The sequence below is a fragment of the Bacillus sp. URHA0034 genome (assembly GCF_056280405.1).
Genome location: NZ_JBWCDK010000002.1, coordinates 3,615,597 through 3,630,481, shown reverse-complemented (window position 1 = coordinate 3,630,481; position 14,885 = coordinate 3,615,597). Strand labels below are relative to the sequence as shown.

Here is a 14,885-nt window from a genome sequence, read left to right as displayed (position 1 = left end):
ACTCTTCAAAGGTGCTATACTCTTACGCAGTAAAAGGACTTTTTACCATAGAAAAAAGCCCCCAAAATAGTAAACAGATTTTTATTATTTCATCTGTCTACCTTATCGGGAGCATATCATTGTTTGCTGAATCCGTGAAAGTGGACTGGCATGCAATAGGTCGCCATAGCTGACTCGCTATTACATATTTCCGCACCATAACGATGATACTGTCTTTCCCTTGCCTCCTTTACCTATGGCTATGCCGGATCCAATATCCATTATTGCACGTGTTCCGCTAAGCGATTAGTATCCTATCAAAACCATTTCAAGGATTCATTGCAGCTCAGCTAGTAGCAAAAAGGAAGCAGGAAAGTAAACGAGTCATTCCCGACATACGTGCCCACCTCTACATTATGGTAACCGTCCATTCCTTTTAAGCCGATACTCGTCACTCGAGCCCACATCGGAACCATTCCCCTTCCCGCTTTAGAAGTTTCCCGTCTTCCCAGAAAAATTTATCAGTGGCCGAAGCATTCATGTATTGTTGGTAATATTGAGCTGGAGGATTGGGAAAGTAAGATAGAATCGGTTTGGGGTCAATTAGCGGATGGACTTCACCATAAATATAGGTTCGATAACTGCTCCAAGGATAATCTTCGGGGGATGAAACGATCCCTGCCTCTACCGGGTTTAGATGAATATATTTACTGACATCAATCTCATACTCCCGAGAGTTGAGAAGCTCTGCACCATAACGTTTCTCATACACATGGCCAGTGAACTCATACTTTTTGTTAAAATATTTTGCGTACTTGGTATTGAGGTTTTTCATAATGATGCTTAGAGGGGTTTCAAGGGTTTCCAACTGGAGGTGAGTGTGGTTGGTCATCAAGCAGTAGGTATGGAGATGAAAGGGGTAACGCACTCTTGTTTCTTCGACAAGTTCCAGATATCTCTCATAATCCTCCTCCTCAAAAAACAGCGAACTCTTCCGGTTTCCCCTGCTCGTCACATGATACTTCGCACCCGCAAACCACAAACGCACACTTCGCACCAATACAATCACTCCCTTATCCTTAATAAATATAAATCCAAGATGAAAATAGTGCTTTAGGTGACAGGCACCGCACCTTTTCTCTCGTTTACATTATACAAATTTTTCCGATCCAAGCCTTCAATTTATTAGGATGGTAACAAAATGTTCAAAGTTGGATTATACCGATGATAGTATGGTTCGAAATTAACAGTGCTTCTGTCCTTAAAAGACGGTCAAGCTGGATTTTCACCATAAACGTATAAAAGGTCCTGCATCATAATATTTATTTATAAGGTAGAGGAAGTTACCGACCATATTTTCAACAAAGGGGGAATGTCTCTGAAAATTATCAGAATGCTTCAGCGAATAATCGGTGTCCTCCTCCTTGTGTACGGAGTCTACCTGATATTCGGTACACAGGAGTTCTTTGGTACCATATTGATTATCCTAGCCTTTCTAATCTTTCCTAGCTTAAATAAAGAAAAAAACAATTCCCAAAGTGGTCATCATGACGATTATGGCCACAATCCAGAACCAACCTCCAAACATGACCATTCCTACGAGAGCAGCAACTCAGCCGGGGAAAGCGGGGACTAGACCAATCCCATCTGACTAAACATCAAGCAAACACCCACAAAAATGCCCCCAATAAAATTCATTGGGGGCATCCCGCTATGATTTCCCTTTTGTAAAAAAATACAAAAACCAAACAGCATGATTCTGCTCATCCAGCGCCGCTCTCCTAAATGCCCCTTGAGTCATCGGATCTGTGGCTTTATCCGCTATTTCCAAATAAAAATCAACTGTCTTCTGTTCATCCTCAATCGCAAACTTTAAGCCTTTTACATAACTATTAGGACATTCTTCTAAAATTTTCGGCTGGGGCGGCCTCCCCGTTAATCGTTGATAAATCTGAACAAACACCTGATAATGTCTAACTTCATCCTCACGAATCTCCAAAATCTGCTCCCGCTCTTTCTTACTCGAAGCCAGATTGGCCAGCCTTGTATAACATTCAATCGCACTATACTCACCATTAATTGCTTGTTCAATGTCTTGAATAAAAGCATTTGTCTGTCGATAGACGGCATCGTAATAATTAGTAAAAGGATACATAAGGACACCAACCCCCTAATTGTTCATTATATAATCTATGATTAATGAGCAATTAGGTGTCTCCCCATACAAAACCAACTGACCCGTCAAACATCAAAAAGCCGCAGCTGCAAGGGAGCCCCCCTACTAAGCCGCGGCCTCTTCAATATCCATTGTCCACCCTAAGCGGACAATGTACACGAATGGTGCCTGACACCATTTATACTTCTTGGATGTTGATTTTCTGTTGGTTTTCGTTTTCTTCGATGAGTTCTTTTAGGAATGCGATAAGCTCATCATGGATTTCTTCTTTTTGTAGTGCGACTTCGATGGTGGTTTTGACGAAGCCGATTTTTTCGCCGACATCGAATCGTTTTCCTTCAAAATCATAAGCGAATACGCGTTGAATCTGGTTAAGTTTATGGATGGCATCGGTAAGCTGGATTTCACCGCCAGCTCCTGCCTCCTGCGCATCAAGGAACATAAAGATTTCAGGAGTTAAAATATATCTTCCCATGATCGCTAGATTAGAGGGAGCCGTTCCTGGCGCTGGTTTTTCAACGAAATGTTTAACCTGATAGCGTCTGCCCTCTGGTTCCATTGGATCGACTATGCCATAACGATGTGTCTCATTCTCAGGAACATGCTGAACACCAATGATCGAGGAGAAGGTCTCTTCATACTGGTCAATGAGCTGTTTTAAACAAGGTGTATCACTTTGGACAATATCATCACCTAACAAAACCGCAAAGGGTTCATCGCCAATAAAGTTTCTTGCACACCAGACGGCATGGCCTAACCCTTTTGGCTCTTTCTGACGAATATAATGGATATCAGCAAGGTTGGAGGTATAGTTCACTTTGCTTAATAAATCCCATTTTTCTTTTTCCATTAAGTTTTTCTCAAGCTCAGGAGCAAAATCAAAATGGTCCTCAATCGCTCGTTTCCCTTTACCGGTTACAATAATAATATCCTCAATTCCTGAAGCAATCGCCTCTTCGACTATATATTGAATGGTCGGCTTATCCACAATCGGCAGCATTTCTTTTGGCATTGCTTTAGTTGCGGGTAAAAATCGTGTCCCCAGCCCAGCCGCCGGGATAATCGCTTTACGAACCTTTTTCATAGCCTTTATCTCCTTCACATTCATTTCAACTTATGTATAATGATAACAATAATTTGCTTTTCTCTAAAGAGTGACTTAGATAATTATATCATATAAACTGTCTCAAAGCCGACCTCACTCATATTATAGGATAAACGATCCCCTAAATTCAAAGCGGAACCCTTATCTCGAATACCGCACCACCTTTCTTTCTATTATATCCATAAAGCGCCCCGCCGTGTCCTTCGATAATCGCTTTAGTAATGGTAAGCCCTATTCCAGATCCCCCTTCATCTCCGCTATAGAAGCGCTGAAAAACCTTTGCTTCTTCTCCTTTTTTTAATCCTGGCCCATCATCTTTAATTTTAATAATAACCCCACTACCCATACTCATTTGGGCGTCTACCACGATTATCGTTTCTGCATAGCGAATGGCATTGCCGATTAAATTGATCATCGCACGAGTAAACTTCTCTCGGTCGACCGAAACCATCGTACTTACATCATTGAGGACACGAATTTCAATTCCCCGTTGCTCGGCAAGAGCCTTCACACTTCTGACTACCTCTCCAATGATTTCCTCAAATGATACACGCTCAAACCGAAAGCTTTCCTCAGCACCTTCAAGTCGGGCTAAATAAGTGATTCCCTCCACGATCCGTTTCAAGCGCTGGCTTTCCGCGATAATTACATTCAAGCTTCGCTCCACATCCTCGCCACGGACCACCCCATCCATAATTCCCTCTGCATTCCCCTGAATCGCCATCAATGGTGTTTTCAATTCATGTGAAGCATTTTGAAAAAATACCTTTTGGTCTTCATCATACTGTTTCAACCTTCCGGCGAGGGCGTTGAAACTATCAGCCAACTCTCCTAATTCATCATTCGATTTTAGGTGAATCTTATCATGGGCCTCTTTAAGTGAAAAATGTTTCATATGGTCGGACAGCCTTTGAATCGGGCGTGTGATCTCCCTTTTGAAAAACAAGCCCAAAATAACAGCAATCAAACCAGAAATAATTAAGCTGATCAGCTGAGACCTGCGCATTAGCTTGTTGATTTCCTGCAGCTCCTCCATTTGAGCCACCAAGGTGACATACCCTTTTGTTTTGCCATTATTACCAAAGATCCTAATTGTTTTCGACACAAATTCACGACCTTGACTCTGTTGATACTCAGTTAAGGTACTATCCTTCAAATCCGTATAGACAATTCTCTGATTCTTATTCAAGATGATCAATTTTGAACTAAGCAATCGCTCTGAGATGGCCAACGCCTTTCGATTCCGCAACTTTTCTTTTAATGTCGTACTCGAAAGACTAGATTTCCCCAGGAGCTGACTAATTACCCTTGCTTCCTTGGTGAGCTGCTGCTCGGTTTCATGAATAATATATCGCTGCGAAATAAACCGAAACGACACACTTGTCAGCAAAAAGATACTGATAATTAATAGAAAATACGTCAATAAAAGCTTGGTACCAATTTTCATCCTATTCATCCATCCGGTATCCATATCCCCATATAGTTGACAACTCGACTGCTGACCGGTGTTGTTCTAACTTTTTCCGAATTCGTTTGACAAGGTCATCAATTAAACGACCGTCACCGGTGTACTCGTAACCCCAGATAAACTCCAGCAGCTCTTCCCTTGTATAGGGCTTTCCTATGTTCCGTGCCAAGAAGACAAATAAATCATATTCTTTTGTGGTTAACTTAACTTCATGCCCATCTTTTTCTATGTACCGCCGCTCAAGATCAATGGTTACATCCCTAATCTCCACAGTTTGTTTCGTTGAGTTTGAATTTTTTTCCATTCGTTTAAAAATATTCTTAATCCGAACCATCAGTTCACGCGGACTAAACGGTTTTGTCAGGTAGTCATCGCCGCCAAGCTCCAGCCCTAATATACGATCGAACTCACCGTCCCGTGCCGATACAAATATAATCGGTATGTCGCTGGACTTACGGATCTCCCTGCAAAGCTCAAGGCCATCGAGATGAGGCATCATGATGTCAATAATTAATAAGTCGGGTTCTAGGCGCCGCATCTCCTGATAGACATTTTCTCCATCTGAAAAAAGCGTTACCTTATAGCCGTCATTTACTATGTATTTTTGAAGAATATCCCGGATATTCTTTTCATCATCCACAACAAAAATATGCTTCATCACAAAATCACCTCGGCTTCATTATATACAAAGAAGAGATAGCATTAAAATACTATCTCTTCCTGGATTGAAAACTATTTTAAGTGAGCAATCAGCTGGTCTAACAGTGAAAGCTCCTCTTTCATTTTGGCATTAATCGCTTGTTGATCTGAGATCAATTTGGTGAATTGCTCACTGCCTTCCCCTTTTTTCACTGCCTCTTTTAGTGCCTTTCGGTCGTCTTTTCCTGCTGTGACCTTGGTTTTTATCTCTTTATTCAGTGCTTTTAATTGTTTTCTTTCTTCCTTAACTTGTTTAAGTTTCTCTTTATGACCACTTTGTTTTGCTGCCATCCATAAATCAAGCAGAGTATCTTTTTTTTCAACGGCTTGTTTTTTCAAATCCAACCGTTCTTCTTTTAGCTGATTGACTTGATGCATTTGCTCTTTAAATTGACTCAATACCTTGAACCTTTTCCCAGCATGGCTGCCCTCAACATTTGTCTTTGTTTCGATAATTTGCGGGTTTCCAGCAGCAGAAACACTATGGATTCCATAAATCCCGCTGCCAAGCAGAATCACGACCCCCAAGCAAGCAGTTAAGCCCTTCTTCATCAACATCCAATCACTCCTTAACTTGTCCTTGTTACATCACAAGTATAGACAAGAGTTACGGCATAACCTCGGGACAAATGTGTGAAAAGTGTGTGAAAATGAAAATGACAGATGCTCCCTTCTTATCCTGATCGATGATTCCTAGCAGCTTAATACGTTCTTAATTCTCCGCTCCATTTCATTTAGCAAAAAAATAAAGCAATACGCCGCTATATTGGCGCATTGCTTTTCATTAAAAATTAATATAATTGATTCTGATGCCAATTCCAAGCATCGGCAATAATTTTCTCAAGACTGCGCTCTGCTTTCCAGCCTAACTCAGTATAAATTTTCTTCGACGAAGCTACTAATCTAGCAGGGTCTCCCGCACGGCGTTCAGCCATTTCCACGTTCGCTTTGATTCCCGTTACTCGTTCACAAGTCTCAATAACTTCTTTAACAGAATAGCCAAGTCCATTGCCTAAATTATACGTCTCAGTGGATTTCTCCCCTGATAATAAGGCTTCTAAGGCAAGAATATGCGCCTGTGCTAAATCTGTTACATGGATATAATCGCGGATGCACGTTCCATCGGCCGTATCATAATCCGATCCAAACACAGAAATTTTTTCCCGAGTTCCTAAGAGCTGCTGCAGAATAATCGGAATTAAATGTGTTTCCGGGTCATGACTTTCGCCAATAGCCGCTGATTGATGGGCACCCGCCGCGTTAAAGTAACGAAGCACAACATAGTTTAACCCGTATGATTTTGAAAAATCAGCCAGCATCTGCTCGACCATCAGCTTGGATTGTCCATAAGGATTAATTGGAGCAGTCTTAGTCTCTTCATCAATCAACTCTACATCAGGGATTCCATAGGTAGCAGCTGTAGAAGAGAAAATAAAGTTTTTCACTTTAAATTTAATCATCACTTTTAACAGTGTTAAGGTAGATGCCACATTATTTTCATAGTATTTCAACGGATCAATAACGGACTCTCCGACCAAACTATAGGCTGCAAAGTGCATGACGGCTTTAATTGGATAACTTCTAAACACCATATGAAGGTCGTCTTCATTGCCGAGATCCCCTTTTACAAAGATAGCTCGCTTATCAACGGCTTCACGATGGCCTGTTGATAGGTTGTCCAATACGACAACATCCTCTTTTTCTACTAATTCCTTAACGAGATGGCTACCAATGTAACCAGCTCCGCCAACGACGAGAATCATATTCATTTCCCCTTAGCTAGAATTAAAAACCTTCATTATTATAACATTATTCTTAAAAAACAGCTTCTACAGGCCATTTACCAATTATTACTACACACAAAAAGACCAGATTCCTAAATGAATCCGGCCTTTTACTTAGAATGAATTACCTGTTTTTACTTTGCTGCTAGAGGGTGGTGCCACCGTAATACCCGTCGTTTCTTCAAAATTAAACAAGCTTGTCGGGAGATCGGTAAACCGCTCCAACTCGTTATAAGCCGGAATACCATGGTAGGACATATCCAAGCCCTCTTCTTCTTCGCGCTCGGTGGCGCGGAAGCCGACAGTCTTTTCGCAAACCTTAGCCATAAACGTCCCGCCCAGCAGTCCCCAAGCAATCACAACAACAGCTCCTAACAACTGAACAAGGATGAGCGAAACATGCCCAGTCGTTAACAAGCCGTCCGTCTTATCAAACAAACCGACCGCAAGCGTTCCAAAAATTCCCCCGAACCCATGGACAGCGACCGCTCCAACGGGATCATCCACCTTTATATAGTCAACGAATAGTGTGGCGTAAATCACCAACAGCCCGCTAACCATACCAATTATGACTGCGGACCACTCAGAAACATTCGCACAACCCGCGGTAATGGCTACTAATCCGGACAACACTCCATTAATGGTCATACTCGGGTCAGCTGTACCGAATTTTTTCATCGTTAAAAATAAAGCAGCCGCCCCGCCGCTCGCTCCAGCAAGCATCGTATTAATCGCAATCGGCGCCAGCGACGGACTTGATGCATCCAAGGTACTTCCGGCATTAAAGGCAAACCAGCCAAACCACAGGATGAAGGCTCCTGCTGATGCTAATGGAATATTACTTGGCGCATATACGTTCACACTGCCATCGGAATTAAATCTGCCCTTCCTTGGTCCAAGCCATTTCGCCATCGCCAAAGCGGAAAAGCCGCCTACCGCATGAATCGCTGCCGAGCCTGAAAAATCCTTAAAACCGAGTTTCGCTAACCAGCCGTCACTATTCCAAATCCAGTGGCCGGACATTGGATAAATCACAATACAAATCAGTGCCGCCGTCACTACATAGGCTTTAAACTTCATTCGTTCCGCTACAGCACCTGAAATAATCGAAATACTTGCCACTGCAAATCCCATTTGAAAAAGAACAAAGGCAACACTTGGTAAATGAATCGCAAGCGTAATTTTTTCCGGGCTTCCAAACAAGTTTGTTCCAATCACTCCAAAGGCATCCTTACCGAACATAACTCCAAAACCAACCATCCAAAACGCTAATGCACCAATCGTTAAGTCAACGAAGATTTTCATGGTCACATTAACGGCATTTTTCGTCCGTACAAAACCGGCTTCAAGTAAGCTGAAACCACCCTCCATAAACAATACCATCGCCGCTGCAAGAACTACCCAAACTGTATTGATATACGTGAGTACCATTAAAGTTCCTCCCCCCGGTTTACTAAATCGTCAATATCATCATCATATGTTCCCGTCCGAATGTTATAGGCTTCAAGAATAGGATAAACATAGATTTTCCCATCACCCTCTTCGCCTGTCTGGGCCGCCTTTACAACCGTCTGAATCGTTGAATCCACTAGATAGTCCGAAAGAATAATTTCTAATTTTACCTTAGGATGCAGCGTGACCTGATAATTCTTTCCGCGATACACACCTTTTGTATCCTTTTGTTTGCCGCGTCCCACGACCTGCGAAACCGTAAAACCAGTGATCCCGATACTTTTTAACCCTTTAATCGTCTCTGTGAGCCTTTCGGGTCTGATGATTGCCTCTATTTTTTTCATGGAAACACCTCCATGTTATATTTCCTTACATCAATATGATAAAATATATAACATTTTACTATCTGGCGTCAATTAATATTTAAAGGAATTTTTATTTTCTGAATACTCACGAAGTACTCATCTCTTTAAATTAATAAAAACTTAAGTTATTAAAATCATACTTCAACTTGCTTTGACCGGATAAAGGGCTTATCTTTTGCCATTTTTTGAATTTTTTATGTCCCTCCCCTTGCGTAGTCTAAGGCTAAATCGGAAAAAATATAAATTACCTATTGATAGTCGCTTTAAAAACGAATATTATAGTAAAGTTGTTGAAAAATGTTCGTATTTTGGAGGTACCCTTATGTTTAGATTAAAAGAAAATCATACGAATACAAAAACAGAATTGATGGCTGGAATAACCACCTTTTTCACAATGGTCTATATCGTGGTCGTCAACCCTGTCATTCTAGCCGATGCCGGCGTCCCTTTTGAACAGGTCTTTTCGGCCACCATCATCGCTGCATTGGTCGGAACCCTTTGGATGGGGCTGTTCGCCAATTACCCGATTGCCATCGCACCAGGAATGGGATTGAACGCCTACTTCGCTTATTCTGTCGTTGGCGGCCACCAGGGAATTAGTTACCAGACCGCCTTCGCCGCTGTTTTCGTTGCTGGAATTATTTTTGTCATCTTGTCGTTAACACCGTTTCGGGAAAAATTGATTGAGGCAATTCCAGATAATTTAAAGCACGGAATTACGGCTGGAATTGGTTTATTTATCGCTTTTATCGGCCTGCGCGAATCCAAAATCATTACTGCCCATCCATCTAATTTAGTGGGGTTGGGCGACCTTCATTCCCCTTCAGCCGTTTTAACGATCGTAGGACTGGCTGTTACGTTGATTTTAATGGTCCTTCGAGTCAATGGGGCCTTATTTTTCGGTATGATTGTCACCGGAGTGATTGCTTTCTTTACAGGTCAGCTCTCCTTCGAAAAAGGGGTTATGTCACTTCCATCCCTTCCGGAAGGACTAATGATTGGAAACCCGCTCACTGCATTTGGTGACGTCATTCATCACAGTCTTTATGCGGTTGTCTTTTCTTTCATCCTTGTGACGATTTTTGATACCACCGGAACAATGATCGGGGTTGCCAATCAAGTGGGGTTAATGAAGGGGGATAAGCTTCCGCGTGCGAGACAGGCCCTCCTATCTGATTCTATTGCGACCATGGTTGGATCGATTTTTGGAACCAGCCCGACTACTGCTTTTATTGAATCGACTTCCGGCGTTGCGGCAGGCGGTCGTACTGGTTTAACCTCTGTAACGGTTGCTTCCCTTTTTGTCGTTTCAGCTTTCTTTGGTCCGCTTGTGAGCGCCGTGTCCGGGATTGCGGCCATTACGGCACCAGCGTTGATTATTGTCGGGAGTTTAATGATGGGCAGTATCGCGAAAATTAATTGGAGTGAATTAGATGAAGCCTTCCCTGCCTTCATAACGGTTATAGCCATGCCGCTGACCTCCAGTATCTCAACTGGGATTGCTCTTGGCTTTATCAGCTTTCCCATTTTAAAATTGGTGAAAGGGAAATGGCGCGAGATTCATCCCTTAATTTATGTATTTGCGGTCTTGTTCTTTATTCAATTAGCCTTTTTGCAGCATTAAATTCCAAACGTAAGTGCCTTGACCAAGGCTGAACGTAAAAAAGAGTCCGGATTCGGACTCTTTTTTTATGCTGTAATTTCACTAGGCTTTTTGGCTTCCTGGCGTTCTTCTTTTATAAAAATTCCGCCGAATAACCCGAGAAGCGAGAAAATAACGGGAATCATAAATCCATAATGATACCCCACACTTGCGGACGATGTATGAAAATGATCTAATACATTTCCAAAAATACCTGGCAGGAGAACCGCACTTAAAAAGCCCCCTGTATTGGCAAAGCCCGAAACCACACCGACTTCCTTTATATCAAACGACTTTCGAACAACCGCAAACGTTAACGAGCTGGAGCCATTCCCATACCCAATCAGTAAAAAGAGTATGACGAGCATATAGTAAGGCGGCTTTCCACTATAGAATAAAATCAGCCAGCTGAGAAAAGCAATCACATGGACCACGACATATGGACGCTTAATCGAATCAAACTTGCTTGAGATCCAGCTGGTCATCGGCGCGCCAACTAAGGCACCGATTAAACCAATCATAATTAGCCGGCTTGACTCTGAACGGGTCATATCATACACATGCATCCCATAAGGAACCGCCCATGAACCGATAAATCCAACGTAGGAGCCCACTAATCCAAAGTGACAAAAGAAGGCAGCCCATGCTTGACGGCTTGAAAAGATTCGCCGCAAAACGACCATTGTCTTTTCACGCGGTTTCTTTTGTTTCGCTTTTACTGCATCATTTTTAAATAATTGCTTGGATTTTTTTTCGAGGACAACGTATAGAAGCACGGCACTTAAAACCAAAACGATTCCTGTTATAAAAAAGGGCGTGCGCCAGCCTGATAAAGAGATCCACGCTGAGAAAGGAACGGTTGCGAGCAGGAACCCAAAGCTTCCGGCCATTCCCGCCATGCCGAGTAAGCCGATGAATTCTCTGACTTTAAACCACTGGCTTAAAATCAACACCAGGTTTACCCAAATTGTCGCATCCCCTAAACCGGCCAATAATCTAGCGAATAGAAGAAAAAATACATTCGGAGCGAGACTGTAAATTAAAGTACCAATCCCGTTCAATAAAGCACCGATGATCAGGAAGAAATTCGGCCCATACCGGTCAGACAAAATGCCGACTGGAATTTGAAAGCCTGCATAGGCAAGAAATTGTATGCTTGTCAGCAATCCAATCGTGGCTGCTGTTAAATTGAAATCCTTCATTAATTGGTCAGAAATTAATCCCGGTGCTGTCCGTTGACTGACGATTAAAAAATAGGTAAATAAGACCGAGGCAAAAACGACCCATCTATATTTGCTAGTTTGTTTTTCCACTGTTCACTACTCCTGTTGCGATAATCTATTTCCTATTATACTCCAATTTTGTCATAAGAATTTACTAATTTAAAGTGATGACGTTTTCATTAAAAAAATGATGAATTAGCCTCAGAGAGTTTCATTTTTTAGGCTCTGTAAAATATCGCTGTTGATTTCCGCTCCAGGCGCTCGCTTTCCGCGGGCGTGCCGGGAAGCCTCCTCGGCGCTGAAAGCGCCTGTGGGTTCTCCCCTGCCCCGTACTCCCGCAGGAGTCGAGCACCCTCCGCTCCAATCAACAGAGTATAAAAACAACAATAACGTTTAACAGAGCCTTTTTTTAGACGATTCCTCTAGTTTCCACTTTTCCCTATCTTTCAGAAAAATACAAAATATTTTTCAACTTCACGTGACAGACTTCGCAAATAGGATTAAAATCATGAATAAGTGAGAAAAGCGCAAGTGCCTTTATATGGGGCTGACGCTGGAAATAATAAGAGTTTAAAGAAATAGGAGGACATCCACATGCACCTTAGCAGTGAGGAAATTGAAATCTTAAAAATCATTGAAGAAAATCACAAATTACCTATAGAATCCATCGCCTTAATGGCCATGTGCAGTCAAGAAACCGTTAAAGCGACGATCGAAAAATTAGAACAATCACAAATCATCATCAGCTACCCAACCTTAATCGACTGGAGCAAAGTAGAAGGCCACGAGAATGTTATCGCGATGATCGATGTAAAAGTCACACCTAAACGCGGTGTAGGTTTTGATGAGGTAGCCCAGCGAATCAGCCGATTCCCTGAGGTATCATCCCTGTACCTTATGTCCGGTGCCTATGACCTTTCCATTACCGTTGAAGGAAAATCCATGCACCAAATTGCCAATTTTGTGTCAGAAAAACTATCAACGATCGAAAACGTCATCTCAACGACCACCCATTTTATGTTGAAAAAATACAAACATGACGGTGTTATTTTTAAGAGTGAAAATGATGATAAAGACCGCAGGATGGTGGTTACACCATGAAGTACGAGCACTATCTATCCCAGACAGCCAAAGAACTGCAGCCTTCAGGGATACGAAAGTTTTTCGACCTTGCTGCCAGCATGGAAGGGGTCATTTCATTAGGGGTCGGTGAACCAGATTTCACCACCCCGTGGAGCATTCGTGAAGCGACGATTCTTTCACTCGAGCAAGGCTATACATCTTACACAGCAAACGCTGGTCTGCTCGAATTACGAGAAGAAATTACCAACTATTTAATTACAAGATTCGGAGTACAGTATAATCCGAAAAACCAAGTGATTGTTACAATCGGGGCAAGCCAAGGCATCGATCTCGCCTTCCGCGCTATTTTAAACCAGGGCGATGAAGTTTTAATTGTTGAGCCTGCCTTCGTTTCATACGGGCCGTTAGTAGCGATTGCTGGCGGGAAGCCCGTTCCAGTTTCCACTTCACCAGAAAACGGCTTTAAAGTAACACCAGAACAAATCGAAGCGGCGATTACACCAAACACAAAAGCCATCTTACTGTGCTCGCCAAACAATCCGACTGGCAGTATGCTAACAAAAAATGAGCTTATTGAAATCGCTGGCATCGTCAAAAAGCACGACTTACTCGTGGTCTCGGATGAAATTTATGCTGAGCTTTCCTATGATGAAGAATTCTGTAGTATTGCCGCGATTGAAGGCATGTATGAGCGGACAATTCTAATAAATGGTTTTTCCAAAGGGTTTGCGATGACAGGCTGGAGATTAGGTTTCCTTGCTGGACCGGTCGAATTCGTCGAGGTGATGTTGAAAATCCATCAATATACCACGATGTGTGCACCACATATGCTTCAGCACGGTGCGATTGAGGCCCTTCGCAATACGTACGATGAAGTAATCTCCATGCGTAACAGCTATCGCCGCAGACGGAATTATATGGTGCAGACCTTAAATCAGATGGGTCTCGATTGCCACACCCCAGGCGGGGCCTTTTATGTATTCCCATCGATCCGCGCTACCGGCTTAAGCTCCGAACAATTTGCCGAAGAACTGTTAGTACAGGAAAAAGTCGCCGTCGTACCTGGTCATGTTTTCGGTGAAAGCGGTGAAGGCTATATTCGCTGCAGTTACGCCGCTTCCATGGAACAGCTTCAGGAAGCACTCAAACGGATTCAACGGTTTATCCAATCCAAGGGCATTTATGCAAAAGAAGAAGCGAAAAAAGTGGAAGTAGAATAAGAAAAGCAAAACTGCACCCGCATTATTAGACACACATTCTAATAATGAGGAGTGCAGTTTTTTATGGTGGTAATTATACTGAAGTTTGCTTCATGCAAGCGAAGGTATTGCCATTGCTTCAATTGTCTATTCGATGGAATAAAAGCCAATCGTATCCTGATCAATAAACTTTTCTCGAATGATTTTTTTCGCTCGATAAATTCGTACTTTTATCGTTCCAACACAGACTCTTAAGATCGTACTAATTTTTTGATAGGTTAAATTATAAAAATAATATAAAATAATCGGTTCTTTATAATGCTTCGGTAAAGACTCGATGATTTCTTTGAGCAAAAACATATCGGAATTAATCAGGACTTCTGTCTCAACCATATTTCGGTTGGAAAAAGCTAATTCATCAAAATGATCTGTTAATAAGGTAGTGTTTACATATTTCATTCGAAGATAATCCTTGCACTGATTGGCAGTTATCGAATATAACCATGATTTTAAGGCAGATTCCTCATGTAAGGTATTCAGTTTCAAAAATACTTTTATAAACACCTCTTGGATAATATCATCGACTATTCCCCAGTCCCCAATAAACTTAAAAGCAAATAATCTTAAGGACTGTCTATGCTTTAGATTTATGGATTCCATGATAGAATCTAATTGTTTGGATTTTTGTTCAAGCAGCTCTCTCAATTTAC

15 protein-coding genes are annotated in these 14,885 nt (G+C 42.1%); 4 read left to right on the top strand and 11 right to left on the bottom strand.

Features of this window, described 5'->3' with window-relative positions; translation table 11 throughout:
• Positions 1-430 precede the first annotated feature (430 nt).
• Complete coding sequence (locus ACZ9EE_RS19505; protein WP_476033015.1) at positions 431-1,036, bottom strand: transposase; 606 nt, start codon at positions 1,034-1,036, stop codon at positions 431-433.
• Positions 1,037-1,372: 336 nt separating this feature from the next.
• Here ACZ9EE_RS19505 and ACZ9EE_RS19500 point away from each other — a divergent pair, with 336 nt between their 5' ends.
• Positions 1,373-1,615 (top strand): hypothetical protein, encoded by a 243-nt coding sequence (locus ACZ9EE_RS19500; protein WP_476029687.1) that lies wholly within the window; start codon positions 1,373-1,375, stop codon positions 1,613-1,615.
• Positions 1,616-1,690: 75 nt separating this feature from the next.
• Here ACZ9EE_RS19500 and ACZ9EE_RS19495 read toward each other — a convergent pair whose 3' ends face one another.
• The 8 genes from ACZ9EE_RS19495 to ACZ9EE_RS19460 form a co-directional block, all read right to left on the bottom strand.
• Positions 1,691-2,134 (bottom strand): ferritin-like domain-containing protein, encoded by a 444-nt coding sequence (locus ACZ9EE_RS19495; protein ID WP_476029685.1) that lies wholly within the window; start codon positions 2,132-2,134, stop codon positions 1,691-1,693.
• A 199-nt stretch (positions 2,135-2,333) separates the two neighbouring features.
• Complete coding sequence (gene galU / locus ACZ9EE_RS19490; RefSeq protein WP_476029683.1) at positions 2,334-3,239, bottom strand: UTP--glucose-1-phosphate uridylyltransferase GalU; 906 nt, start codon at positions 3,237-3,239, stop codon at positions 2,334-2,336.
• 148 nt (positions 3,240-3,387) lie between these two features.
• Entirely contained in the window at positions 3,388-4,716 is a 1,329-nt protein-coding gene (locus tag ACZ9EE_RS19485) for a sensor histidine kinase (protein ID WP_476029681.1), read from the bottom strand.
• Positions 4,709-5,386, bottom strand: a complete 678-nt coding sequence (locus ACZ9EE_RS19480) for a response regulator transcription factor (RefSeq protein WP_476029679.1) — start codon at positions 5,384-5,386, stop codon at positions 4,709-4,711. Before ACZ9EE_RS19480 ends, ACZ9EE_RS19485 begins: the two co-directional genes overlap by 8 nt.
• Positions 5,387-5,460: 74 nt before the next feature.
• Positions 5,461-5,985: a hypothetical protein gene (locus tag ACZ9EE_RS19475; protein WP_476029677.1), complete on the bottom strand. Its 525-nt coding sequence runs from the start codon at positions 5,983-5,985 to the stop codon at positions 5,461-5,463.
• Between the two features lie 233 nt (positions 5,986-6,218).
• On the bottom strand, positions 6,219-7,190 hold the full coding sequence (galE, locus tag ACZ9EE_RS19470) for a UDP-glucose 4-epimerase GalE (protein WP_476029675.1): 972 nt from the start codon (positions 7,188-7,190) through the stop codon (positions 6,219-6,221).
• A 135-nt stretch (positions 7,191-7,325) separates the two neighbouring features.
• Positions 7,326-8,642, bottom strand: a complete 1,317-nt coding sequence (locus tag ACZ9EE_RS19465; protein ID WP_476029673.1) for an ammonium transporter — start codon at positions 8,640-8,642, stop codon at positions 7,326-7,328.
• Complete coding sequence (locus ACZ9EE_RS19460) at positions 8,642-9,007, bottom strand: P-II family nitrogen regulator (RefSeq protein WP_476029671.1); 366 nt, start codon at positions 9,005-9,007, stop codon at positions 8,642-8,644. The genes ACZ9EE_RS19465 and ACZ9EE_RS19460 overlap by 1 nt, the downstream gene beginning before the upstream one ends.
• Positions 9,008-9,350: 343 nt before the next feature.
• On the opposite strand from ACZ9EE_RS19460, the gene ACZ9EE_RS19455 reads away from it, so the two are divergent.
• Positions 9,351-10,652 carry an NCS2 family permease gene (locus ACZ9EE_RS19455; RefSeq protein ID WP_476029669.1) on the top strand — a complete coding sequence of 434 codons (1,302 nt, stop codon included), beginning with the start codon at positions 9,351-9,353 and terminating at the stop codon, positions 10,650-10,652.
• Positions 10,653-10,717: 65 nt separating this feature from the next.
• Here the strand turns inward: ACZ9EE_RS19455 and ACZ9EE_RS19450 are convergent, their stop codons facing one another.
• Entirely contained in the window at positions 10,718-11,983 is a 1,266-nt protein-coding gene (locus tag ACZ9EE_RS19450) for an MFS transporter (protein ID WP_476029667.1), read from the bottom strand.
• Positions 11,984-12,487: 504 nt separating this feature from the next.
• On the opposite strand from ACZ9EE_RS19450, the gene ACZ9EE_RS19445 reads away from it, so the two are divergent.
• Together ACZ9EE_RS19445 and ACZ9EE_RS19440 are read left to right on the top strand one after the other, a co-directional pair.
• Positions 12,488-12,994 (top strand): Lrp/AsnC family transcriptional regulator, encoded by a 507-nt coding sequence (locus ACZ9EE_RS19445; protein ID WP_476029665.1) that lies wholly within the window; start codon positions 12,488-12,490, stop codon positions 12,992-12,994.
• Positions 12,991-14,196 carry an aminotransferase gene (locus ACZ9EE_RS19440; RefSeq protein ID WP_476029663.1) on the top strand — a complete coding sequence of 402 codons (1,206 nt, stop codon included), beginning with the start codon at positions 12,991-12,993 and terminating at the stop codon, positions 14,194-14,196. Before ACZ9EE_RS19445 ends, ACZ9EE_RS19440 begins: the two co-directional genes overlap by 4 nt.
• A 126-nt stretch (positions 14,197-14,322) precedes the next feature.
• Here ACZ9EE_RS19440 and ACZ9EE_RS19435 read toward each other — a convergent pair whose 3' ends face one another.
• On the bottom strand, positions 14,323-14,880 hold the full coding sequence (locus ACZ9EE_RS19435; RefSeq protein WP_476029661.1) for an RNA polymerase sigma factor: 558 nt from the start codon (positions 14,878-14,880) through the stop codon (positions 14,323-14,325).
• Between the last annotated feature and the right edge of the window lie 5 nt (positions 14,881-14,885).